The organism is Caulobacter sp. FV1ye6ST, assembly GCF_058681225.1.
Window position 1 is genome coordinate 5,247,805 of record NZ_CM178733.1, and the last position, 23,373, is coordinate 5,271,177.

Consider the following 23,373-nt stretch of genomic DNA (forward strand, 5'->3'; position numbering starts at 1 on the left):
CCCGCCGCCGTTTTCTTTTGCGCGCGCAGAAGGGGCCGCGAGGACTTTTTCGCGAGGGTGGCCGGCGCCGAAACCGTGGGCGCTTTCGGCTGCCGCACTCCGGGCATTAACCGAACCCCGTTCGAGAATCTCACGCAACCCCTTGAAGACTCAGCCATCGTTGGGCAAAGGTCCGCTCGCGCCTTGCTCCTCCCAAGGGCGTTCCGGGGATATCGATGATCAAGTCTGAACTCATCGCCAGGCTCGCGAATGAAAATCCGCACCTGACGCAGAAGGATGTCGAACGCGTCGTCGGCGTGATCCTGGAACGCATGATCGGCGCGCTGGAGGATGGCGGCCGTGTCGAACTGCGGGGCTTCGGGGCCCTGTCGGTCCGCTCGCGTCCCGCCCGCACCGGCCGCAACCCGCGCACCGGCGAGGCGGTGGACGTCCGCGCCAAGCACGTGCCGTTCTTCAAGAGCGGCAAGGAGCTGCGCGCCCGCCTGAACGCGGACGGCGACGAATAACAACAATCGTGACCCGGGGTTGACCCTGGACGGCGAACGCCTTCAGCCTTGCCGCCTTATTTGAGGTGGCGAAGGATCTGTCATGAGCGTGGTCAAGGAATTCCGCGAGTTCATCGCGCGGGGCAACGTCATCGACCTGGCCGTCGGTGTGATCATCGGCGCGGCGTTCAACGGCATCGTCAAGAGCCTGGTCGACCAGGTGATCATGCCGCCGATCGGCCTGCTGACCGGCGGCCTCGACTTCTCGAAGCTGGAATGGGTGCTGCGCCCCGAGGATCCGGCCACCGAGGCGGTCGAGAAGGTCTCGATCATGTACGGCGCCTTCATCAACACCTTGATCCAGTTCTTCATCGTCGCGTTCGTGGTGTTCCTGCTGGTCAAGGTGGTCAACGGCATTCGCCGCCAGGACGCCGAACAGCCCGCGCCGGAGACGCCGGCGGCCCCTACCCCGGAAGAGAAGCTGCTGACCGAAATCCGCGACCTGCTGGCCAAGACCTAAGCAAGGCATCCTGGACCGAAGACGAACGGCCGGCCGCTGGATCCAGCGGCCGGCCTTTTCGCGCCTATTTTGTCAGGCTCGGCGCGTCGAGGTCCAGCTTATCGGCCGGGATCACCGTGGCGTTCGGCGCGGCCTTGGCCAGGCCCTCGCCCATGGCCTTTGCGTCGCCGGCGACAATGACGCTCATCTGGGCCGGATCCAGCTTGGCCTTGGCGAAGGCCTGGACCTCCTCCGGCGTCACGGCCTCGACCTTGGCGGCGTAGCTCTGGATCTCGGTCAGCGGCACGCCGTAGACGGCGTAGTTGCCCAGGATGTTGGCTAGCCCTTCCGAGGTGCCGAGATCGCGTCCGAAGTTGCCCACCAGCACCGACTTGCGGGCGGCCAGTTCGCTGGCCGAGGCCGGTTCGGCGCCCAGGCGGGTCAGCTCGGCGCGGGTCAGGGTGACGACCTCGGCGGCCGATGGGTTCTTGGTCTGCACGCGGGCCGAGAAGCCGCCGAAACGGCCCTGCGGCGTCAGGCTGGAGCCGGCGCCGTAGGACAGGCCGCGCTTGATGCGGATCTCCTGGTTCAGGCGCGAGCTGAAGCCGACGCCCAGAACCGTGTTGGCGACCACGCCTTGGTAGTAGTTCGGGTCGGCGCGGGTGATGGCCGGCTTGGCCAGCACCACGGCGGCCTGGCCGGTTCCGGGCAGGTCGATGACGACATTGCGCGGCGTGTAGCCGGTCGGCGCGGCCGGCTGGGCCGGCGGCGGCGTGGCGGGCTTCTTCCAGCCGCCGAAGGCCTTCTCCGCGAGGGCGAAGCCGGCCTCGGGCGTCAGGTTGCCGGTCAGCACCAGCACCGCGTTGTCCGGACGCCAGTAGGCGGCGTGGGTCTTGGCGAGATCCGTCCGCTTGATCTTCGGCAGAGAGCCCGGCGTGCCGCCGGCCACGTGACCATAGGCTGATCCGGCATAGAGCACCGGGGCGGTGGCGAAGGCCGCCAGAGTTCCGGGGCGCTGGAACGAGACCGACAGGCCGTCCAGGGTTTCGGTGCGAACGCGGTCGAGCTCTTGCGCCGAGAAGGCCGGATGCTCGGCGACGTCGGCCATGATGGCCATGGCGGGCGCGGCGTTGTTGGCCGTGACGCTAAGGGTCAGGGAGGCGGCTTCCCAGCCCGAGCCGGCTTCCAGATTGGCGCCCAGGGCTTCGGTCTCGCGGGCGACCTGGGTGGCCGAGCGCGTGGTGGTGCCCTCGGTCAGCAGTTCGGAGGTCAGACTGGAGGCGCCGGCCAGGCCGGCAGGATCGGAGCTGGCCCCGCCCTTGACGGTCAGGTCGGCGGTGATCAGCGGCAGGTCGCTGGACTTGGCGACGATGACCCGCAGGCCGTTGGCCAGGGTCTTCTCGGCCGGGCTGGGCATCACGGCCGGCACCGGCGCGCCGATGGCCGGCGGCTTCTCGCGTTCGCCTTCCGGGGCCAGGGTGGTGACCGCGCCGTCGAACTTGACCGAGGCGATCTTGGGGATCGGCGGCGTGGCGTCCTTCTCGCCGGCCGGCCGGTCCTTCTCCGGCAGGTAGCGGATCACCGTGCGGCGGTCGTCGGCCAGGTATTTCCTCGCCACGCGCTGGATGTCGGCGGCGGTGACGGCCTGCAGCTTGGCTAGGCTGGTGTTGGCGGTCGCCGGATCGCCCTCGGTTTCGAGCGCGTAGCCGATCGCGAAGCCGCGGCCGTCGATCTCCTCGCGCTTGCGGACGGCGTCGGCCAGCAGGCCGGCCTTGGCTTCGGCCAGTTCGGCGGGGGTGACCAGGCCGTCGCGAGCGCGGGCGACCTGGGCGCGCAGGGCCGCTTCGCCCTGGGCCACGGTCTTGCCGCCCGCCATCACCGCGCCGACGTAGAACAGGCCCGGCTGGGCGTTGTTGGGGGCGCTGGAAAAGACCGACTGGGCGATCTTCTGGTCATAGACCAGGCTGTCATAGAGGCGCGAGGACTTGCCGGCCGACAGCACCGCGTCCAGCACGGTCAGGGCGGGCGTGTCCTTGTCGGCGGCGGCCGGGGCCAGCCAGGTGATGGCCAGGGCCGGCAGCGGCACGTTGGGGCCGTAGGTGTTGACGCTCCTGGGGCCGGTGCGGGCCGGCTCGACCACCGTGACCTTCGGGATCGTCCCGGCCGGGGTCTTCAGCGGACCGAAATACTGGTCGATCATCGCGTCCAGCTTGGCCTGGTCGAAATTGCCGACGACGATCAGGGCCGCGTTGTCCGGCCGATAGTAGGTGGCGTGGAAGGCGCGGACGTCGTCGACCGTCGCGGCGTCCAGCTCCTCGATCGAGCCGATGCCTGGGCGCTGATAGGGGTGGGTGGTGAACGACTGCTGCGGGATCGACAGCGCGAAGAAGCGCCCGTACGGGTCGGCCAGCACGCGCTGGCGCAACTCTTCCTTCACGACGTCGCGCTCGGAGGCGAAGACCGCCTCGTCGATGACCAGCGACTTGAGGCGGTCGCTTTCGGCCCAGAGCAGACGCTCCAGGTGGTTGGCCGGCGCGACCTCGTAATAGTTGGTGAAATCGTCCCAGGTGGAGGCGTTGTTGAAGCCGCCCACGTCCTCGGTCAGGCGGTCCAGCGTCTCGCTGGGCATGTTGCGCGTGGCCTTGAACATAAGATGTTCGAACAGGTGCGCGAAGCCCGAGCGGCCACGCGGGTCGTCCTTGGAGCCGACGCCGTACCAGACCTGCACCGAGACGTTCGGAGTCGTCGCATCACGCGAGGTGTAGACCTTCAGGCCGTTGGGCAGCACGCGCTGCTGGTAGACGATCGGCGGGACCTTGATGGCGGACGCGGCCGGCGCGGCGGCGGCGGCCTTCGGCTTGGCCTTGGCCTGGACGGCGGCTTGAGCCAGCGGCGAAAGCGCCGTGGTGGAAAAGGCCGCGGCCACGAGGGCCAGCTTGGCGGTGCGGATCATGCGCGAAGATCTCCTGAACAGTCCGCGGCGACCCTAGCACCGCGTCCCACGTGGTAAACCTTACTGTGCTGTCATGAGGGTGGAACCAAGCGGCGCCGTCAGGGTTATGCATAGCTGTGTCGCTCCCGTCCGCCTGAAGGGTTCGATGCGCTCGGGGGACTCTTTGGCTGACATCTTGCTTCGCGACCGCCTGCGGATGGCCACGTCCGAGCGCCACGCCGCCCTGGACGCCCAGGTCGCGGCTTGGCGCATCGAGACGCCGGCGGGCTACGGCGCGTTCCTGACGGCCTCGGCCCTGGCCGTCGCGCCGCTGGAGCTGGCCTTGGAGCGGGCGGGCGTCGCCGGATGGCTGCCGGATTGGAGCAAGCGTGTCCGCCGCGCCGCCCTGTCTCGCGACCTGGCCGCGCTCGGCCTGGAATCTCCACCGTGCGCTCCGGCCGTCGTTCCTTCGCCGGACTTTGGAGCCGGCCTGCTCTACGTGCTGGAGGGTTCGCGCCTGGGCGCCCGCTTCCTGGCTCGCCAGGTCGGCGGCGCCGGCCATGGTCTGCCGCTGGGCTATCTGACCCAAGGCGAGGGCGACGACCTCTGGCGATCGTTTCTGGCCTGGCTGGAGACGCCGAATGTCGGGACGCGGACAGACGCGTGCGAGGACGGCGCGCGATATGGGTTCCAGTGTTTCTCGGACGCGTTCGAGACGATAGCCCCCTCGGGAGCCCCGAATGTCCGCACCGGCGCCCATGTCCGGGTTTGACGTCGACCTGACCAACTGCGACCGGGAGCCCATCCACATCCTGGGCTCGGTGCAGCCGTTCGGATTCCTGCTGGCGGTCAATTCCGACTGGGTGGTGGTCCACGCCTCGACCACAAGCTTGCGCTATCTCGGCATCGCTCCGGAAGAGCTGGTCGGTAAGCCACTGACCCAGGTGCTGAGCGGCCACGCCATCCACAATATCCGCGGTCGCCTGCAGATCATGCGCGGCGCCGACGCCATCGAGCGGATGTTCGGCCAGCCGCTGGTCGACGGCGGCGAGGACTTCGACCTCGCCCTTCACTATTCGGGTCGTCTGCTGATCGTCGAGGGCGAGCCCAGCCAGGCGGACGCGCTGATCGAGGCCGCTTCGGCCGTGCGCTCGATGACCGCGCGCATCGCCGCACGCCCAACCTTCGAGGAGTTCTGCCACGAGGCCGCCCGCCAGGTCCGGGCCCTGACCGAGTTCGACCGGGTGATGGTCTACCGTTTCGCCCATGACGGCGCGGGCGAGGTGATCGCCGAGTCGGTGCGGCCGGGCGTCGGCTCGTTCCTGGGCCAGCGCTACCCGGCCTCGGACATCCCCGTACAGGCCCGCGCCCTCTATGAGCGCAGCTGGCTGCGGATCATCGCGGACGTCGACGCCGAGGTTTCGCCGATCATCCCGTCGACGAGTCCGGCGGGCGAGCCCGTCGACCTGTCGATGAGCATGTTGCGCGCCGTCTCGCCGATCCACATCGAGTACCTGCGCAACATGGGCGTGGCTGCTTCGCTGTCGATCTCCATCCTGCGCGACGGCAAGCTGTGGGGCCTGTTCGCCTGCCACCACTACGCGCCCAAGCACATCAGCTATGAACGCCGTACGGCCGCCGAGCTGTTCGGCCAGCTGTTCTCCCTGACCCTGGAGAGCCGCGAGCGCGAGATCGAGACCCGCCGGATGGCCGAGGCGCGCAATCTGCACGACCGGATGATGAGCGCGGTGGTTAGCGCTCCCCAGGGGGCGGATAGCCTGATCCCGTTCCTCGATGACCTGTGCCGGCTGGTCGGCTGCGATGGCCTGGCCCTGTGGCTCGAGGGGCGGCTGACCCTGCGCGACTCCACGCCCGACGCCAGTGATGTCCACACCCTGCTGCGGGTGCTGCGCGAGAAGGACACCCATTCGGTCTTCTCGACCAACGAGATCGCCAGCCTGTTGCCCTCGGCCGCCGCCTGGTCGGAGAAGGCGGCCGGCATGATGGCCGTGCCGCTGTCGCGCGCGCCGCGCGACTACCTGATCTTCTTCCGCAAGGAGGAGGCCAAGACCCTGGTCTGGGCGGGCAAGCCCGCCAAGCTGCTTCAGGTCGGCCCGCTGGGCGACCGCTTGACCCCGCGCAAGAGCTTCGAGGCCTGGGAAGAGACCGTGCGCGGCCAGAGCCGGCCGTGGACGCCGGTCGAGCGATCGCTGGCGGAAAGTCTCCGCACCAGCCTGCTGGAGATCGTCTTCCGCCTGACCGATCTCGCCGACGAGGAGCGCCAGCGCGCCAACCAGCGCCAGGAACTCTTGATCGCCGAGCTGAACCACCGGGTGCGCAACATCCTGGGCCTGATCCGCGGCCTGATCAGCCAGAGCAAGGCGGGCGTCTCGACCGTCGAGGCGTTCGCCGAGGTCGTGGGCGGCCGTGTCCAGGCCCTGGCGCGCGCCCACGACCAGATCACCCGCCACCAGTGGGGACCGGGCGCGCTCAGCGACCTGATCACCGCCGAGGCCGAGGCGTATCTGTCGACCAAGGCCGAGCGCGTACGCCTCAAGGGCGCGCCGATCGCCCTGGCCCCCGACGCCTTCTCGATCCTGTCCCTGGTCATTCACGAACTGATGACCAACTCGGCCAAGTACGGGGCCTTGTGTGACCAGCGCGGCCACGTGGCGATCAACTGGATGCGCGACGGCAAGGGCGATCTGATCATCGACTGGCGCGAGCGAGACGGTCCGCCGGTCAAGCCGCCGACCCGCCGGGGCTTCGGCTCGACCATCATCGAGCACTCGATCCCGCACGATCTGGATGGCGAGGTGGCGCTGGACTACCGCCCCGAGGGCTTCCAGGCCCGCATCCGCATTCCCGGCCGCTACGTCTCGACCGAGGGCGTGACCGCGACCGTGACCCAGCCGCGCCGCGCCGACACACCGGTGCGCGCGCCCGAGCGGATGCTGGTGCTCGAGGACAACATGATCATCGCGCTGGATCTCGAGGACATGCTGGCGCGCCTGGGCGTCAAGCACGTCATCTTGGCCTCCAGCGTCGCCCAGGCTTTCGAGGCCCTGAACGACGAGAAGCCGCCGTTCGCGATCCTCGACGTCAATCTGGGCCAGGAGACCAGCTTCCCGGTCGCCGAGGCCCTGCAGGACGCCGGCGTGCCCTTCGCCTTCGGCACCGGCTTCGGCGACAGCGCCGCCTTCCCGGACCGGTTCAAGGAAACGCCGGTGCTGCAGAAGCCGTATAGCGCCGAGAGCGTGGCGGCGTTGTTCTAGGCGACGGACGTCCAGAAAAATCGTCCGCGTCCGCCTCCAAAAGACGAGGCTCGAGCCTCTAACCAGGTGAGGGCGCTTTCCGACATCGGTCAGCATGCTCCTTGTCGCGGAGCCTGCATGACCCTTTTGAGAGTGTTGACGGTCGCCCTCTGCGCCGGCGCGGTTCTATGCGGCCCGGTAGCATCCGCCGCGCCGCTTCCCGCTCCGGAAGCCAGGGATATCGACGCCTTCACGCGCAAGGCCTTGACGCGGATCGGCGTCGTTCCCGGCCTCTCCATGGCCGTGGTCAAGGGTGCGGAGCCGGTGATCACCGCCGGGTTCGGGGTCGCCAATGTCGAGACCGGCGTCGCGGTCGACGCCAACACCCGCTTCTATGTCGCCTCCGCCACCAAGTCGTTCACCGCCCTGGCGATCGCGGCCATGGCGGCGCGGGGCGAAGTAAACCTCGACGCGCCCTTGGCGGATTGGGCCGGACAAACGAGACTCCCCGCCGCCATCGCCCAGTCCGTCACCTTGACCGATCTGCTCAGCCATAGATCCGGCGTCGAGAACGACCCGATCGCCTTCCGCGCGGCGATGTCCGGCGATCAGTCGCCAAGGATGATGCGGGCGCTCCTGGCCGAGACCGTGAAGAGCGCCGACACGCCCTACGGTGCGTTTCGCTACACCAACACCGGCTACAATCTCGCCACCACCCTGATCGAGCAGCGTTTCGGCCTCGACTGGCGGGCCCTGGTCGGCAAGGAGGTCCTGGCCCCGGCGGGGATGTCCCAGACCACGGCGTGGATGTCGCGCGCGCGGAAGGGCGGCGTGATCGCGGTGGGCCATGTGCCCGGCCCTGACGGCGCTTCGTCGCCGAGTCCGCTGCGGAAGACCGACGCCACCATGCAGTCGGCGGGCGGCCTGATGTCCAGCGCCAACGATATGGCCCGCTGGCTGGAGCTCCAGATCAATGATGGCGTGCTGGATGGCCGGCGCGTGTTCCCCGCCGGGCTGGTGGACTCGACGCACCGCCCGCGCGTCGCCCAGAAGGCGGTGTTCGGCCCCTACAGCCGCGATGGCTATGGCCTGGGATGGCAGACGGGGCGCTATGGCCAAGACGTCCTGATCCATCACTTCGGCAATTTCGCCGGTTCGCGGACCCACGTCTCCTTCATGCCGGGTCGCCGGCTGGGCGTGGCGATCATGGCCAACGAGGATTTCATGGCCGGAGAGCTGGTCGATCTGATCGCCGACTATGTCTACGACCGGTTCGCTGGCCGCCCTGACCTCGAGGCCCACTATGACGCCGAACTGGCCGCCCTGGCGGCGCGCCGCGACAAGCGCCTGGCGGGCCTGTCGGCCAGCCGGGCCGAGCGCGCGGCGCGGCCCTGGCCGCTCTCGCGGCCGATCAGCGCCTATGTCGGGACCTATGTCGATCCGGCCCTGGGCCGCATGGAGATCTCGGAAGCGGACGGCCGCATGAAGGTCCGGATCGGCGTCATGTCGGCCCTGGCCGAGGCCTTCACCAAGCCGGAGACCGTCCGCGTGGAGCTTTCGCCGTTCCAGGGTGAGGTGATCGCGTTCGATGGCCCCGACCGCCTCGTCTTCGAAGGGCGAACCTTCGTTCGCGAGGCTCGCTAAGGATGGCCTCTCAGGCGCTGTCTTCCAGGCCCAGCACGAACCGCCCGCGCTGCTCCGGAGTCGGGACCATGCAGCGGTCCTTCCTGCCTATCAGCCGGTAGCGGTTCCTGGCGATCCAGTCATAGGCCGCGTCAGACGGGCCGCGCGGCAGACGGTCGATGACGGCGAGCCAGCGCCAGGGGGCGTCCAGCCGGCGCAGCACGGCGGCGATGGCGGCGGTCTTGGTCAGGGCTCGGCCATGGTCGAGGAACAGGAAGCTCTCGGGCCTATCGGTATCCAGGCCGTGTCGAGCGGCCAGCGCCCGGCCAAGCGGCGACTGGATCGGGGTGAAGCGGATCGCGCCTTCGCGGTCCAGGCGCAGCACCGTCCGGACGGTCCCGTTGCAGAGAGGACAGACGCCGTCGAACAGCATCAAGCCATCGTCGTTCATCGTCCCTCGCACTCGCGGCGCAGCGCCTTCAGCGAGTTTGGCACGTCGCGGCGCATCATGCCGCTGATCATGCCGGCCGGCACGGCGAAGGGCGCGGTGGCCCACATGTCGTAGGTGACGCGGGTGCGCAGGCCGCCGTCCAGCGGCTCCAGTCGCCAGGATCCGTCGCAGGCCCGGATGTCGCCGCCGATGCAGGTGAAGCGGATCAGCCGGTCAGGCTCCAGGGTCACGCGCGAGGTCGAGTGCAGGGTCGGCAGGAAGAAGCCCCACCGGACCGTGTGCTCGCGGATCTCGGTCCCGTCGGAGGCCCGCGAGACGACGCGGCAGCGCTTGACGCCCGGGCTCATGCGGGCGGCCCGGTCGCAGTCCAGGATGATACGAAAGACCACGCTGGGCGGGGCGTCGATGTCGACGCTGGCGCGGACCATGCCGCGTCCCTGGCCGTCGGCGTGCGCTTCGACCGCGATGCCGTCGCCCTTCGTCTCCCACTCGGCGTCGGCCGACTCGGCCTTGGAGAGGGCGGGACCCGCCAAGGCGATCAGGAGGGCGATGGGAGCGAGCCGGCGCATCATGCTGAAGCTAACGCGCCGGTGTGGCTTTCGTCAGGCGCCAGCGCGATTTTTGACGAGGTCGTCGACGACGGAGGGGTCGGCGAGGGTTGAGGTGTCACCGAGACTCCCGAGTTCGTTCTCGGCGATCTTGCGCAGGATGCGGCGCATGATCTTGCCCGAGCGGGTCTTGGGCAGGCCGGGGGCCCACTGGATGACGTCGGGCGCGGCGAACGGGCCGATCTCGTGGCGGACCCACAGGACCAGGGCCTTGCGCAGGTCCTCGGTCGGCTCGACCCCGGCGTTGAGGGTGACATAGGCGTAGACGCCCTGGCCCTTGATGTCGTGCGGGCAGCCGACCACGGCGGCCTCGGCGACGGTCTCGTGGGCGACCAGGGCGCTCTCGATCTCGGCGGTGCCCAGGCGGTGGCCCGAGACGTTGATCACGTCGTCGACCCGGCCGGTGATCCAGTAATAGCCCTCGGCGTCGCGCCGGCAGCCGTCGCCGGTGAAATACTTGCCGGGATAGGTCGAGAAATAGGTCTCGAAGAACCGCTGGTGGTCGCCATAGACCGTGCGCATCTGGCCCGGCCAGCTGTCGGTGATGACCAGATTGCCCTCGGTCGCGCCGTCCAGGACCTTGCCCTCCGCATCCACCAACTGCGGCTTGACGCCGGGCAGGGGCTTGGAGGCCGAGCCGGGCTTGAGGTCGGTGGCCCCGGGCAGGGGGGTGATCAGCATGCCGCCGGTCTCGGTCTGCCACCAGGTGTCGACGATCGGCAGCTTCGCCTTGCCGACCACGCGGTGGTACCACAGCCAGGCTTCCGGATTGATCGGCTCGCCGACGCTGCCCAGCAGGCGCAGGGACGACAGGTCGTTCTTGGTCACGTGCTCATCGCCCTCGCGCATCAGGGCGCGCAGGGCCGTGGGGGCGGTGTAGAAGATCTCGACCCCGTGCTTGTCGATCACCTCCCAGAAGCGGCTGGGGGTGGGATAGTTGGGCACGCCCTCGAAGATCAGGCTGGTCCCGCCATTGGCCAGCGGGCCGTAGACGACATAGCTGTGGCCGGTGACCCAGCCGACATCGGCGGTGCACCAGAACACCTCGCCCGCACGATAGTCAAAGACCGCCCAGAAGGTCCAAGAGGCCCAGGCCAGGTAGCCGCCGGTGGTGTGCAGCACGCCCTTGGGCTTGCCCGTCGAGCCGGAGGTGTAGAGGATGAACAGCGGATCCTCGGCGTTCATCGGCTCGGGCGGGCAGTCGGCCGACACCGCCTCGCGCACGTCCTGCCAGACGATGTCGCGGTTCTTGACCAGGGGGACGTCGGCGCCGGTCCAGCGCACCATCAGCACCTTGCCCACCCACGGGCAGTGCTTCAGCGCCTCGTCGATATTGGCCTTCAGCGGGATGCGCTTGCCGCCGCGCTTGCCCTCGTCGGCGGTGATCACGAAGTGCGAGGCGCAGTCCTGGATGCGGCCGGCGATGCTGTCGGGCGAGAAGCCGCCGAACACCACCGAGTGCACCGCGCCGATCCGGGCGCAGGCCAGCATGGCCACCGCCGCGATCGGGATCATCGGCAGATAGATCGTCACCCGGTCGCCCTTCTGGACGCCCTGCACCTTGAGGACGTTGGCCATGCGGCAGACCTCCTCGTGCAGCTGGCCATAGGTCAGGGTGTCGGAGGTCCCCGGCTCGTCGCCCTCGAAGATCAGGGCGACGTCGTCCTTCTTGTGCGGCAGGTGGCGATCCAGGCAGTTGGCCGAGACGTTGAGGACGCCGTCCTCGTACCAGCGGATGTGGAAATCGTCCTTGTCGAACGAGACGTCCTTGATCCGGGTCGGGGCCTTGATCCAGTCCAGCCGGGCGGCGACGTCGCGCCAGTAGCCCTCCGGATCGGCCTCGACCCGGGCCACGGCGGCGTCATAGGCGGCCGCGTCGATATGCGCCGACTTCGCCAGGGCTTCTGGAACCGCGAAAACCTGTCCGTCGCTCACGCCGTCTACTCCCTTGTCTTGTTGGACGGGAGTTATGCGCGGGGGGAGGTCGGGCGCAAGAAGACCACTGCGGTTTCTTGCGTCAGCGCAAGGCGGGGTCCAATTGAAGGGCGTGTCCTAAGGAGTTTCCCATGCTGCTCGCCCTGTCCACCTGGTCCGAGATCGAGACCCGCCTGAAGACCAGCACGAGCGTGGTGGTGCCGATCGGCTCCAACGAGCAGCACGGGCCGACGGGCCTGCTGGGCACCGACTGGCTGTGCCCGGAGATCATCGCCCACGAGGCCAGCAAGCGAGCCGGCGACAGGATCCTGGTGGCTCCGACCTTCAACATCGGCATGGCCCAGCATCACCTGGCCTTCCCGGGCACCATCTTCCTGCGGCCCTCGACCTTCATCGCCGCGATCGGCGACTGGGTGCGGTCGCTGGGCGCCCACGGCTTCACGCGGATCTATTTCCTGAACGGCCACGGCGGCAATGTCGCCTCGATCGAGGCGGCGTTCTCGGAGATCTATGCCGACTACAGTTTCCGCCAACAGCGGGCGCCGTTCGCCCTGAAGCTGAAGAACTGGTGGGACCTGGCTGGCGTCAACGCCCTGGCCAACCGCCAATTCCCCGTCGGCCACGGCTCGCACGCGACCCCGTCCGAGATCGCCGTGACCCAGTGGGCCTATCCCGAGACGATCAAGACGACGGCCTATGAGCCGAAGATCGCGCCATCGGGTCCGATCCGCGAGGCTTTGGACTTCCGCGCCCGCTACGCCGACGGCCGCATGGGCTCGGACCCGGCCCAGGCCACGCCCGAAAAGGGCGGCGAACTGGTCGACATGGCGGTCAACGCGCTGCTGGAGGACATCGCCGCGTTCGGCGCCGAGACGGCGCCGATCTAGGCTTCGACCGTCCGTCTCGCCAAGGCCGGCTGGCCGTGGCGGGTGGCCATGATCTCGCCGATCACCGCCACGGCGACCTCGAACGGGGCCTTGCCGCCCAGGTCCAGGCCGATCGGGGCGCGCAGCTTGGCCAGGTCTCGGTCGGTCAGGCCCGAGGCCTTCAGCCGCGCCAGCCGCTCCGGCAACCGCCGCCGCGCGCCCAGCAGGCCGACATAGGGCGCGGGCGAGGGCAGGGCGGCCATCAAGGCGTCGTGGTCGATCTCGATGTCGTGGCCGCAGACGGCGACGGCCGTCCAGGCGTCGAGGCCGATGCCGGCGAGCGCCGCCCGGGGGCTCTCGCGGCTATAGGCGACCCCGGCCAGGGGCGGCGGCTCGGCGGGACCCTTGGGGCGGACCAGGAACGTCTCGAAGCCCGACTGCGCCCCCAGGCTGGCCACCGCCAGGGCGGTCGGATCGCCGCCCAGCACCACCAGGCGCGGCGGCGGCTCATAGGCCCGCTCGAACGCGCCCGGCCACGCGGCCTGAGGTTCCTCGACACACAGCCGCTTCAAGCCATCGGTGACCCAGAAGGCGGGCGCCCGCGCCTTGGCCAGGTCCAGCAGGGTGCGAACCGCCGGGTCGTCGGGCTCGATCTTCTCGACCAGGATCTCGATGCGCGCGCCGCACAGCAGGCGGATGTCCGGCCAGGGGCTGCCCTCGCCATAGACCAGGCGGCGCGGCTGGCCGTCGGCCAGGCAGGCCCGCGCATGGACCTCGACATCGGCCTCGATGCAGCCGCCCGACAAAAAGCCCGAAACAATTTTTTCGCCGAACACCATCTGGGCGCCGACTGGACGCGGTCCGCCGCCGCCCAGGGCGATGATGGTGGCCAGGGCCGCGGACCCCCGGCAAAGCGCCGCCGCCAAGGCGGGGCGGGCGTCGTCGGCCATGCCGTGCATGGCCCAAGGGGAGGTGCTGGCGTCGTCAGATCGGTCGGTCGTCATCGGGGCGACTTTAACCCCTCGGCAAGGTTCCAGAAACCGGATGTTCAAACCTTGGCGCGTAGCGTCGCGGTCTGTTGTTGTGTTCGCGCACGGATGGCGATGTCCATTTCGGTCTCAAAACTCGGTTTGGCCGCGGCCCAGTTCGGCCTCGACGGCGGTAGCTCGTCGGCGCCGCGCGGTCGCTCGCCCGAGGCCGAAGCGCGCGACATTCTCAATATCGCCGCTCGCGCCCGCCTGTCGGTGCTGGACGCCTCGGGTCTGTTCGGCCGGGCCGAGACCTTGCTGGGCGACCTGATTCCGCGACCCGTGCCGTTCCGCGTCTGCCTGGCCACGGCCCGCGCCGACCGTGGTCCCGACCATGTCGAGGCCGAGGCCCGCGCCGCCCTGCGCCGCATCGGCGTCGAGCGCGCCGATTCGATCATCGTCCACTCGCCCTCGGAGCTGTTCGGTCCGCACGGCGCGGCCCTGTGGGACCGCCTGCTGCGCCTGAAGGACCAGGGCCTGTTCGCCAAGATCGGCATCGCCGCTCACGCCACCGACGATCCGGTCGGCGTCGCGCGTCGCTTCAAGCCCGACATTCTGCAAGCCCCTGCCAGCCTGCTCGACCAGCGCCTGCTGGCCGACGGTTCGCTGCAACGCATCGCCGGCATGGGCGTCGAGGTGCACCTGCGCTCGATCTTCCTGAACGGTCTGCTGTTCCTGCCGCCCGATCGCGTCCCGGCCCAGCTGAAGGGCGCCTCGGGCCGTCTGTCGCGCGTGCGCCGGATGATCGCCGAGGGCCGCTCGGATCCGCTCCAGGCGGCGCTGGGCTTCGCCCTGTCGCGTCCGGAAGGCTCGGCCGTGCTGGTCGGCGTCAACTCGGCCGCCGAGCTGTCGGCCGTCGTGGCCGCCGCCTCGAGCCCGCCGCCGGACCTCGACTGGGACGATATGGCGATCGACGATCCCGTCGCGCTCGACCCGCGACGTTGGGTCGCCTGACGCATACCCGGAATCAATCTGGACAATAGGCCCTGCTGGACGGCGTGCGTTTTCGCGCGCGTCGTTCAGTTCCGATTAAGGCTGCCGATTAATCTCGCGTAAGCTTCTGATTCATCGGGGTTTTATGAATCCGGTCTAGCTTCCTCTCAACGAAGGGAGACGCGTCATGATCCTCGCTGTCCTGCAGGCCCGCATGGGGTCGTCCCGGTTGCCGGGCAAGTCGATGGCTACCCTGCGGGGCGAGCCGATGATCGTGCGCCAGCTGGAACGCCTGCGCGGCGCGCGTTGCCTCTCCAAGATCATCGTGGCCACCAGCAACGAGCCGGTCGACGACGCCCTGGCCGGCTTCCTGGTCTCGCGGGGCCATACCGTCCATCGCGGGGCCGGCGCCGACATCCTGGCCAGTATCGCGCGTTGCGCCGAGGCGATCAGTTCGGTCAGCCACGTGGTCCGCCTGAAGGGCGACGCGCCGTTCATGGATCCCGGCGTCATCGACGACGCCGTCCGCATGGCCCTGGCCAGCGGCGCCGACTACACGTCCAACCGCGTGCATCGCACCTTCCCGGCCGGTCTCGAGGTCGAGGTGATCACCACCGCCGCGCTTCGCGCCGCCGCCGCCGAGGCGCGCGATCCGACGGCCCGCATCTCGCCGACCGCCGCCATCCGCAATCAACCGCAACGCTGGAGCCAGGCTCACCTGAAGGCGCCGCGCGACTGGTCTCGCCTGGACTGGCGGGTCAAGACCGCCGCCGACCTGGCCTTCGCCCGCTCGGTCTACGACGCCCTGCACCCGGTCGACCCGGAGTTCCGCATGACCGACGTGCTGGACATGGTCGAGAGCCGCCTGGACATCGCCCGCTTCGCGGCCTGACTTAAATTCCGATCTCCCCGGCGAAGGCCGGGAAGATCGGACTGGGGTTTGGCCTACTTCCAGGCCCCATAGGGATCGATCGACGCCTTGCCCAGCGCCTCGGCCACGGCCGGGTGGGTCAGCTCGCCGTTCAGGACGTTGAGACCGCGCGCCAGGTGGACGTTGGTCTTCAGGGCGTCCAGGCCCTTGTCGGCCAGAGCCAGGCCGAACGGCAGGGTGGCGTTGCCCAGGGCTTCCGACGAGGTGCGCGGCGCGGCCCCCGGCATGTTGGCCACGCAGTAGTGGACGACGCCGTCGACCGCGTAGGTCGGTTCGGCGTGGGTGGTCGGCCTGCTGGTCTCGAAGCAGCCGCCCTGGTCGATCGAGACGTCGACCAGCACCGAGCCCGGCTTCATCTGCTTCAGGTGCTCGCGACGCACCAGCTTAGGCGCGGCCGCGCCGGCGGTCAGCACCGCGCCGATGATCACGTCGGCCTTGAGGATCTCTTCCTCGACGGCGGCGAAGGTCGAATAGCGGGTCAGGATCCGGCCTTGATAGAGGTCATCCAGCTCGCGCATCCGGGGGATCGAGCGTTCCAGCACGACGACCTCGGCGCCCAGGCCGGCGGCCATGCGGGCGGCGTTGCTGCCGACCACGCCGCCGCCCAGCACGACCACGCGGGCCGGCGGCACGCCAGGCACGCCGCAAAGCAGCAGGCCCATGCCGCCATTGTGCTTCAGCAGGGTCTCGGCCGCCGAGAACACGGCGATCCGGCCGGCCACTTCCGACATCGGGGCCAGCAGCGGCAGGCCGCCCTTGGCGTCGGTGACGGTCTCATAGGCGATGGCCGCGCAGCCGCTCTTCAGCAGGCCTTCGGTCTGGGCCGGATCCGGCGCCAGGTGCAGGTAGGTGAAGAGGATGTGGCGCGGTTCGAGCTTTTCCCACTCGACCTTCTGCGGTTCCTTGACCTTCACGATCATGTCCGCGCCAGCGAAGACCGCTGCGGCGTCGGGGGCGATGGTCGCGCCGGCCTTCACATACACGTCGTCGGCATAGCCGGCGCCCAGGCCCGCGCCCGACTGGACGAGGACAGTATGGCCGTGGCCGACATATTCCCGGACGGCCGTGGGAGTCAGGCCCACCCGGTGTTCGCCCGGTTTGATCTCGGAAGGGACGCCTACGCGCATGATGCTTTCCTCCAAAAGCGATTTGACCCGGTTTACGCCTCCGACCTTGCAGGTTCCTTGGGTATTTCGTGCGACGCAAACCGTGTTATGCAGGAATCCTGCGCAATAGGGGCGTTCTGATGAAGAAACCTCCCATGAACCTCGACGGCTTCGACCGGAAGCTTCTCCGCCTGCTGCAACGGCGGGGCCGCGCCAGCTATGTGGAAATGGGTGAGGCGGTGAATCTTTCCGAGTCGGCGTGCTTGCGTCGCGTTCGGGCGCTGGAGGAGGCAGGGGTCATCGGGCGTTATGCGGCGGTGATCGACGAGCGGGCCGTGGGCCTTCCGCTCAGCGTCTTCGTCACCGTGACCCTGTCATCCCAAGCGGAAGCCGCGCTGAGCGCCTTCGAGAAGGCCATCGCCAATGTCCGCGAGGTGGCGGAGTGCTACCTGATGACGGGCGGCTCGGACTACCTGCTGCGGCTGGTGGTCCGCGACGTCGATGACCTGGAGCGGGTTCACGCCCAGGAGCTAACCCGCATCCCGGGTGTGGTGCGCGTCAGCAGCAGTATCGCCATGCGAACGGTCGTCAAACGCGTCGAACTGCCGCTGTGAGGTTTCGATCTGCCGTTAATCCCGGTTAACCGAAAGCGGCTAAGCTCCCCGCCGACATCAAGCCGCGTCGGGGGACGAGATGGTTTCGAGACGATTTCTGCTGGGCGCGCTCGCGGGCCTGGCCGCGCCGGCCCTGGCTCTCGCCGAGGGCGACGGGCCTTCGCCGAACCTGCTGACCAAGAAGGGCCGCCGGACCTCCAGCGCCCTGAAGCATCAGGCCACGGACAAGGCCGCGCTGGACAAGGCCATGGCCAGCGTCAAGCCGCTGGAGGCCGAGCCCGCCCACGCCCCCGCCGGCCACGCCGAACCCGCTCAGGAGGTCGCGCCCGACGAGGCGCTGGGCCGCCTGAAGCACGGCAACGCCATCTTCGCCCGCGGCGGCGCCAACCTGATGCTGCCGAGCCTGGCGCGCGTCGCCGAACTGTCCAAGGGCCAGAAGCCGTTCGCGGTTGTGATCGGCTGCGCCGACAGCCGCGCCGCGCCCGAGCTGATCTTTGACTGCAATCTGGGCGAGCTGTTCGTCGTCCGCGTCGCCGGCTCGACCGTCGGCCGCGAGGGGCTGGGCTCGATCGTCTATGCCGTCGAGCATCTGGGCGCGCCGCTGATCGTCGTGCTGGGCCACACCAAGTGCGGCGCGGTCGGCGCGGCGGTCGACGTCGCCAAGAAGCACGCCGACCTGCACGGGGCGCTGTACGAGATGGTGCTGCCGATCATCCCGGCCGTGCTGGAGGCCGACGAAACCCACCCGAGCGATCTGCAGGACGCCGCCATCCGCCGCAATGTCCGCGACATCGCTGGCCGCCTGAAGGTTGCCGACGGGGTCCTGGCCGAGCGGATCGAGGAGGGGCGGCTGAAGGTCGTCTCGGCCTGCTACGATCTGGCGACGGGCGTGGTGAGCTTCGACGCCTGACGGGGTCCAGCAAGCTTAAGCATTCAACGTAACACTGTCATTCGACTGCCGTTGACCCCTGGTCGCGCTTAGGCTCAATTCGCCTCGAGTCAGCGCTGATCAGGGGAAGACACGGATGTCGACGGACGAGACGCCGCCGGAAGGCGGCCCCGACATCCAGGGCGCCCCGCGAAACACCTGGCGTGACCGCTGGGATGCGTTCCGCCAGACGGTTTCAGACCGTTGGCCCGCGGCCCTCAAAGGCCCGGTGGCGATCGCCGTGGCCGGAGCGCTGGTTGTCGGCTTCGGCGGCGGCTTCGCGGTCGGCAAGGCGGGCATGTTCTTCGGCGGCGGCAAGCCGGCAAGCGCCGCGGCGGTCAAGGGCGAGGCCTGGTCGCTGTTCGGCAAGCCGCGCGGCGCCAACGCGCCGCGTCGCGGCATCCCCAAGCCTGACGGCTTCGCGGTCTGGCAGACCCGCGTCGACAGCAGCGGTCCCGATCCGCTGGCCTGTATCCGCATGAGCAAGGACCTGGATCCGTCCAAGTCCTATGCCGATTTCGTGCTGGTCTCGCCGGACCTCGGCCGCCAGCCCTCGGTGCGAGTGAAGGGCGACGAACTGTGCCTGGGCGGCGTCGGTTTCACCGATCACCGAATCACCCTGCTGAAGGGTCTGCCGGCCAAGGGCGGCGACACGCTCACGGCCAACGCCGATGTCGACTTCACCTTTGGTGAGAAGCCCCCCTATGTCGGCTTCGCCGGCGACGGCGTGATCCTGCCGCGGGAGGAGTCGGACGGCGTCGGCATCGAGACGATCAATGTCCAGGCCCTGGCCATCGAGGTCTGGCGCGTGCCGGACCGCAACCTGGTCCGCAAGTCGATCACCGCCCCGGAGCCGACCGGCGAAGGCGATTGGGCCGGCGACTACGGCGAGGATTCTGTCGGTGACGACGGCCGCCAGGTCTGGAAGGGCACGATCCAGGTCACCGGCGGCGCGACCGGCCAGAAGGCTACCACCGTCTTCCCGCTGGGCGCGGTGCTGAAGGAGATGAAGGCCGGCGCCTTTGTCATCAAGGCGCGCGACGCCTCGGGCGGCCGCGATCCGGACGACAGCGAGAACAACCCGGCCCAGGCCCGTCGCTGGATCGTGTTCACCGACATGGCGCTGCTGGCTTATGATGGCTCGGAATCTCTCGATGTCGTTGTCCGCTCGCTGAAGAGCGCCAAGACCCTGTCGGGCGTGACCGTCAATCTGGTCGCCGCCGACGGCGAGCCGCTGGCCGAGGCCAAGAGCGACGCCGACGGTCGCGTGCGCTTCCTGCGTCCGCTGCTGAAGGGCCAGGGCGCGGAACGCGCCAAGATGGTCATGGCCTATGGGCCGCAAGGCGACCTGGCCGTGCTGGATCTCGACCGCTCGCCGGTCGACCTGTCCAAGCAGGGCGTCGGCGGCCGCACCGAAGGCGGCGTCGACGGACGCAGCGTGGCGGCCGATATCGACGGTTATCTCTATGCCGACCGTGGCATCTATCGGCCCGGAGAGACCGTCCACCTGACGGCGATGGTCCGCGACCGGATGGCGAAAGCGGTCTCGGATCGCAAGGGCGAGGTCATCGTCAAGCGCCCCTCGGGCGTCGAGTTCAAGCGCTATCCGTTCAGCCAGGCCAATGTCGGCGCCGTGCTGGCCGATATCGCCCTGCCCCGATCCGCCCCGCGCGGACGTTGGACCGCGGAGCTGCACATCGAGGGCATCGAGACCGCGACCGGGTCCTTGAGCTTCTCGGTCGAGGACTTCGCGCCGCAACGCCTGGCGGTGACCGCCACGGGCCAGGACTCCGTCGCCGTCGGCGCGGGCGAGGCCCGCAAGGTCGACGTCTCGGCCCGCTTCCTCTACGGCGCGCCGGGCGCTGGTCTGCAGACCCAGGGCGAGGCCCGCCTGCGCGCCGATACCGACCCGTTCCCGGCCTACAAGGGCTTCGAGTGGGGCGACCAGTCCAAACCGTTCGACGAGAAGTATCTCGACCTTGGTTCGACCGTCACCGACGGCGAGGGCCATGCGATCCTGTCGGTCGCCACCACCGACGCCGGCGACACCGCCCAGCCGCTGGTGGCCTCGGTCACCGCCTCGGTGTTCGAGCCGGGCGGCCGGCCGGTCCGCGAGGGGCTGGAGCTGAAGGTGCGTCCGAAGTCGATCTACTACGGCGTCAAGGTCGACCAGGGCGAGGCCGGCAAGGGCGATCCGCCCGTCAGCCTCGACATCATCGCCGTCAACGCGGCCGGCCAGCGCATCGGCGCGACCGCCACCTACACCCTGGTGGCCGAGCGCTGGGACTATGACTGGTTCCAGCAGAACGGCCGCTGGCAGTGGCGGCGCAGCAGCCGCGACGCTATCGTGGCCAAGGCGCAGGTCAATATCGGCGCGGGTTCGCCCGCCAAGTTCACCCGCCGCCTCGGCTGGGGCGACTATCGCCTCGAGGTCGAGGGCGCGGACGGCGCCAGGACCGTCACCCGCTTCTCGGCCGGCTGGGGCGCTCCGGCCCGCGAAGGCGAGGCGCCGGACGTGGTCCGCGTGTCCGCCGGAACCCAGACCTACAGCCAGGGCGACACGGTCGAGATCACGCTGAAGCCGCCCTATGCCGGCGAGGCCCAGATCGCGGTCGCCACCGATCGCCTGATCGACCTGAAGACCGTTTCGGTCGGCGAGAACGGCACGACCGTGCGCCTGAAGACCTCGGCCGCCTGGGGCGGCGGGGCCTATGTGATGGTCAGCGTCATCCAGCCGCGCGACCCGGTCGCCTCGCCCAAGCCGCGTCGCGCCCTGGGCCTGGTCTATGTCCCGATCGATCCCAAGAATCGCAAGCTGACGGTCGACCTCGGCACGCCGACCAAGATCGACAGCAAGGCGCCGGTCGAGATTCCGGTGAAGGTGTCCGGCCTGGCCTTTGGCCAGAAGGCCAAGGTCACCATCGCCGCCGTGGACGAAGGCATCCTGCGCCTGACTCACCAGGACAGCCCCGACCCGGTGAAGTGGTACTTCGGCAAGCGCGCCCTGACCTTGAACTACCGCGATGACTACGGTCGCCTGCTCGACCCGAACCTGGGCGCGCCGGCCAACGTCAATTTCGGCGGTGACGAGGTCGGCGGTGAGGGCCTGACCACCACCCCGATCAAGACCGTGGCCCTATGGTCCGGGATCGTCGAGACCGGTCTCGACGGCAAGGCGGTGATCAAGCTGCCGGCCGCCGACTTCAACGGCGAGCTGCGCATCCAGGCGGTGGCCTGGACCGACACCGCCGTCGGCTCGGCGTCCAAGCCCCTGACCGTGCGCCAGCCGGTGGTGGCCGACCTGAACCTGCCGCGCTTCCTGGCGCCGGGGGACCAGGCCTACGCCACGCTGGAGCTGCACAATGTCGAGGGCAAGCCGGGCGCCTACACCGCCGAGGCGTTCTCGACCAACGGGCTGAAGGTCGCCTTCAAGAAGGTGTTCCAGCTGATCCTGGGCCAGCGCATCGCCGAGAAGATCCCCTTCCTGGCGCCGGACGTCACCGGCATCGGCAAGATCGGCTTCAAGGTCGCCGGGCCCGGCTTCATGACCCAGAAGGACTACCCGATCCAGACCCGCCTGGGCTGGGGCGATATCGTGCGCACCACCACCGAGGTCCAGAAGCCTGGCGAGAGCTACACGCCCGCGTACCAGCTGCTTTCGGGCTTGGCGGCGGGCGACGTGACCTTGCAGGTCAGCTATTCGCCGATCCGGGGTTTCGACCCCTCGGCGATCGCCGTGGCCTTGCAGCGCTATCCGTACGGCTGCACCGAGCAACTGGTCTCGACGGCCTATCCGCTGCTCTACGCCCAGACCTTCTCGACCGATCCGAAGCTGAAGCGCACGCCGGCGGCCCTGGCCGGCGCGGTGGGCAAGCTGCTGGATCGCCAGACCTTGGACGGCGCCTTCGGCCTGTGGCGGGTCGGCGACGGCGAGGCCGATCCGTGGCTCGGCGCTTACGTGGTCGACTTCCTGCTGGAGGCGAAGGCGCAAGGCGTGGCCGTGCCCGACAACGCCATCGACAAGGCGGTCGGCGCCATGCGCCAGGTCAGCCGGCCGGAAGGCTTCTCGTCGGTCGCCTACCGCATGGAATATCCGGGCTGGTGGGCGAGCAACGAGGACGCCTCGAAAAAGGCGACGGAGCGGATGCGCCGCCGCGCCTCGGCCTACGCCCTCTATGTGATGGCCAAGGCCGGCAAGGGCGACCTGGCCCGCCTGCGCTGGTGGCATGACGTCCAGATGAAGGACGAGAGCCAACCGATCGCCAAGGCCTATGTGTCGGCCGGCCTGGCCCGAATGGGCGACAACGCCCGCGCCCGCTCGGCCATGCGCCAGGCGGTGTCGAGCCTCGGCTACAAGGACGAGCAGGACTGGTACCAGACGCCGCTGCGCGACACGGCGGTGCTGACCGCCCTGGCCGCCGAGTCCGGCATGATGGACGTCGCCCGCCAGCTGCAAGGCCGGTTGGAGAACGTCAGCAAGGATCCGGACGCCCTGAACACCCAGGAACAGGCGGCGCTGCTGCACGCGGCCAACGCCCTGATCCAGGCCTCGGGTCCGATCTCGATCACCGCGACGGGCGCCAACGCCTTGCCGCCGGCCGGCGGGGCGCCCCGCTGGGCGGTCGGCAAGCTGGCCGACGCCCACTTCGTCAACGCGGGCAAGGGCGATATTTGGCGGACGGTCAGCGTGCGCGGCACGCCGGTCTCCGCGCCGGGCGCGAACGCGGACGGCCTGTCGGTGTCCAAGCGCCTGCTGTCGATGGGCGGCGGCGCGGTCGACCCGGCGACGATTCGCCAGGGCGATCGGATCATCGTGCTGGTCTCCGGCCGCTCGATGCAGGCCCGCTCGACCGCCCTGGTCGTCGACGACGCCCTGCCGGCCGGCTTCGAGATCGAGACCACGCTGGGCGCCGACGACGCCCAGAACGGGCCGTTCAAGTTCCTGGGCAGCCTGACCGCCGCCGACGTCCAGGAAAGCCGCGATGACCGCTTCATCGCGGCCCTGGACCTGGAGGGCAACAAAGCCTTCGCCCTGGCCTATGTGGCTCGGGCCGTGACGCCGGGGAGCTTCTTCCTGCCGGGCGCCGTGGCCAAGGACATGTACCGCCCGGCGGTCAATGCGCGGTCGGAAGCCTCGCGCGCGACGATCGCGCCGGGGCAGTAGGAGTAGTCGAGTTGCG

General features: G+C 69.3%; 16 protein-coding genes and 1 pseudogene. 11 read left to right on the forward strand and 6 right to left on the reverse strand.

All coding sequences use genetic code 11. The features are described from left to right. Positions 1–215 precede the first annotated feature (215 nt). Both ACW175_RS25015 and mscL read left to right on the forward strand, forming a co-directional pair. Positions 216–506 (forward strand): integration host factor subunit beta, encoded by a 291-nt coding sequence (locus ACW175_RS25015; RefSeq protein ID WP_010921415.1) that lies wholly within the window; start codon positions 216–218, stop codon positions 504–506. Between the two features lie 82 nt (positions 507–588). Continuing rightward, entirely contained in the window at positions 589–1,005 is a 417-nt protein-coding gene (gene mscL, locus ACW175_RS25020) for a large-conductance mechanosensitive channel protein MscL (protein ID WP_492102589.1), read from the forward strand. A gap of 64 nt (positions 1,006–1,069) precedes the next feature. Here the strand turns inward: mscL and ACW175_RS25025 are convergent, their stop codons facing one another. Further along, entirely contained in the window at positions 1,070–3,937 is a 2,868-nt protein-coding gene (locus ACW175_RS25025; RefSeq protein WP_492102590.1) for a M16 family metallopeptidase, read from the reverse strand. Positions 3,938–4,100: 163 nt separating this feature from the next. On the opposite strand from ACW175_RS25025, the gene ACW175_RS25030 reads away from it, so the two are divergent. The 3 genes from ACW175_RS25030 to ACW175_RS25040 all read left to right on the forward strand — a co-directional run bounded on the left by ACW175_RS25030 (position 4,101) and on the right by ACW175_RS25040 (position 8,814). After that, entirely contained in the window at positions 4,101–4,688 is a 588-nt protein-coding gene (locus tag ACW175_RS25030) for a biliverdin-producing heme oxygenase (protein WP_492102591.1), read from the forward strand. Beyond that, positions 4,675–7,191 carry an HWE histidine kinase domain-containing protein gene (locus ACW175_RS25035; RefSeq protein ID WP_492102592.1) on the forward strand — a complete coding sequence of 839 codons (2,517 nt, stop codon included), beginning with the start codon at positions 4,675–4,677 and terminating at the stop codon, positions 7,189–7,191. Before ACW175_RS25030 ends, ACW175_RS25035 begins: the two co-directional genes overlap by 14 nt. 117 nt (positions 7,192–7,308) lie before the next feature. Further along, the gene (locus tag ACW175_RS25040; protein WP_492102593.1) at positions 7,309–8,814 is read left to right on the forward strand and encodes a serine hydrolase; all 1,506 of its coding nucleotides are present in this window, start codon (positions 7,309–7,311) and stop codon (positions 8,812–8,814) included. Positions 8,815–8,824: 10 nt separating this feature from the next. Here the strand turns inward: ACW175_RS25040 and ACW175_RS25045 are convergent, their stop codons facing one another. The 3 genes from ACW175_RS25045 to acs are packed head-to-tail and all read right to left on the reverse strand — an operon-like array spanning position 8,825 to position 11,787. Beyond that, positions 8,825–9,244 carry a thiol-disulfide oxidoreductase DCC family protein gene (locus ACW175_RS25045; RefSeq protein ID WP_492102594.1) on the reverse strand — a complete coding sequence of 140 codons (420 nt, stop codon included), beginning with the start codon at positions 9,242–9,244 and terminating at the stop codon, positions 8,825–8,827. Next, on the reverse strand, positions 9,241–9,813 hold the full coding sequence (locus tag ACW175_RS25050; protein WP_492105046.1) for an SRPBCC family protein: 573 nt from the start codon (positions 9,811–9,813) through the stop codon (positions 9,241–9,243). Before ACW175_RS25050 ends, ACW175_RS25045 begins: the two co-directional genes overlap by 4 nt. Before the next feature lie 33 nt (positions 9,814–9,846). Continuing rightward, positions 9,847–11,787, reverse strand: coding sequence for an acetate--CoA ligase (acs, locus tag ACW175_RS25055; protein ID WP_492102595.1), 1,941 nt, complete (start codon positions 11,785–11,787; stop codon positions 9,847–9,849). 131 nt (positions 11,788–11,918) lie between these two features. On the opposite strand from acs, the gene ACW175_RS25060 reads away from it, so the two are divergent. After that, positions 11,919–12,674 carry a creatininase family protein gene (locus ACW175_RS25060; RefSeq protein ID WP_492102596.1) on the forward strand — a complete coding sequence of 252 codons (756 nt, stop codon included), beginning with the start codon at positions 11,919–11,921 and terminating at the stop codon, positions 12,672–12,674. Here the strand turns inward: ACW175_RS25060 and ACW175_RS25065 are convergent. Continuing rightward, positions 12,671–13,764, reverse strand: a pseudogene (locus tag ACW175_RS25065) (XdhC family protein). The gene ACW175_RS25060 and the pseudogene ACW175_RS25065 sit on opposite strands and share 4 nt — an antisense overlap. Here ACW175_RS25065 and ACW175_RS25070 point away from each other — a divergent pair. Beyond that, positions 13,757–14,635 carry a bifunctional regulator KidO gene (locus tag ACW175_RS25070; protein ID WP_492102597.1) on the forward strand — a complete coding sequence of 293 codons (879 nt, stop codon included), beginning with the start codon at positions 13,757–13,759 and terminating at the stop codon, positions 14,633–14,635. The pseudogene ACW175_RS25065 and the gene ACW175_RS25070 overlap by 8 nt on opposite strands. A 166-nt stretch (positions 14,636–14,801) precedes the next feature. After that, positions 14,802–15,506: a glycosyltransferase family protein gene (locus tag ACW175_RS25075; protein ID WP_492102598.1), complete on the forward strand. Its 705-nt coding sequence runs from the start codon at positions 14,802–14,804 to the stop codon at positions 15,504–15,506. Between the two features lie 53 nt (positions 15,507–15,559). On the opposite strand, the gene ald is transcribed toward ACW175_RS25075, so the two are convergent. After that, a complete protein-coding gene (gene ald / locus ACW175_RS25080) occupies positions 15,560–16,672 on the reverse strand; it encodes an alanine dehydrogenase (RefSeq protein ID WP_492102599.1) in 1,113 nt (370 codons plus the stop codon). A gap of 119 nt (positions 16,673–16,791) precedes the next feature. Here ald and ACW175_RS25085 point away from each other — a divergent pair, with 119 nt between their 5' ends. The 3 genes from ACW175_RS25085 (at position 16,792) to ACW175_RS25095 (ending at position 23,357) form a co-directional block, all read left to right on the forward strand. After that, on the forward strand, positions 16,792–17,265 hold the full coding sequence (locus tag ACW175_RS25085; RefSeq protein ID WP_492102600.1) for an Lrp/AsnC family transcriptional regulator: 474 nt from the start codon (positions 16,792–16,794) through the stop codon (positions 17,263–17,265). Positions 17,266–17,344: 79 nt separating this feature from the next. Continuing rightward, complete coding sequence (locus tag ACW175_RS25090) at positions 17,345–18,175, forward strand: carbonic anhydrase (RefSeq protein WP_492102601.1); 831 nt, start codon at positions 17,345–17,347, stop codon at positions 18,173–18,175. Positions 18,176–18,290: 115 nt separating this feature from the next. Then, positions 18,291–23,357 carry an alpha-2-macroglobulin family protein gene (locus tag ACW175_RS25095; protein ID WP_492102602.1) on the forward strand — a complete coding sequence of 1,689 codons (5,067 nt, stop codon included), beginning with the start codon at positions 18,291–18,293 and terminating at the stop codon, positions 23,355–23,357. The last annotated feature ends 16 nt before the right edge of the window (positions 23,358–23,373 follow it).

Excerpts from the sequence above, each read along its gene's own strand:
- ACW175_RS25050 (WP_492105046.1), bottom strand. The coding sequence starts at position 9,813 with ATGCGCCGGCTCGCTCCCATCGCCCTCCTGATCGCCTTGGCGGGTCCC.
- ACW175_RS25085 (WP_492102600.1), top strand. The coding sequence starts at position 16,792 with ATGAAGAAACCTCCCATGAACCTCGACGGCTTCGACCGGAAGCTTCTC.
- ACW175_RS25070 (WP_492102597.1), top strand. The coding sequence starts at position 13,757 with ATGTCCATTTCGGTCTCAAAACTCGGTTTGGCCGCGGCCCAGTTCGGC.
- ACW175_RS25015 (WP_010921415.1), top strand. The coding sequence starts at position 216 with ATGATCAAGTCTGAACTCATCGCCAGGCTCGCGAATGAAAATCCGCAC.
- ACW175_RS25035 (WP_492102592.1), top strand. The coding sequence starts at position 4,675 with ATGTCCGGGTTTGACGTCGACCTGACCAACTGCGACCGGGAGCCCATC.
- ACW175_RS25075 (WP_492102598.1), top strand. The coding sequence starts at position 14,802 with ATGATCCTCGCTGTCCTGCAGGCCCGCATGGGGTCGTCCCGGTTGCCG.
- ACW175_RS25060 (WP_492102596.1), top strand. The coding sequence starts at position 11,919 with ATGCTGCTCGCCCTGTCCACCTGGTCCGAGATCGAGACCCGCCTGAAG.
- mscL (WP_492102589.1), top strand. The coding sequence starts at position 589 with ATGAGCGTGGTCAAGGAATTCCGCGAGTTCATCGCGCGGGGCAACGTC.
- ACW175_RS25090 (WP_492102601.1), top strand. The coding sequence starts at position 17,345 with ATGGTTTCGAGACGATTTCTGCTGGGCGCGCTCGCGGGCCTGGCCGCG.
- ald (WP_492102599.1), bottom strand. The coding sequence starts at position 16,672 with ATGCGCGTAGGCGTCCCTTCCGAGATCAAACCGGGCGAACACCGGGTG.
- ACW175_RS25040 (WP_492102593.1), top strand. The coding sequence starts at position 7,309 with ATGACCCTTTTGAGAGTGTTGACGGTCGCCCTCTGCGCCGGCGCGGTT.
- ACW175_RS25025 (WP_492102590.1), bottom strand. The coding sequence starts at position 3,937 with ATGATCCGCACCGCCAAGCTGGCCCTCGTGGCCGCGGCCTTTTCCACC.
- ACW175_RS25045 (WP_492102594.1), bottom strand. The coding sequence starts at position 9,244 with ATGAACGACGATGGCTTGATGCTGTTCGACGGCGTCTGTCCTCTCTGC.
- ACW175_RS25095 (WP_492102602.1), top strand. The coding sequence starts at position 18,291 with ATGTCGACGGACGAGACGCCGCCGGAAGGCGGCCCCGACATCCAGGGC.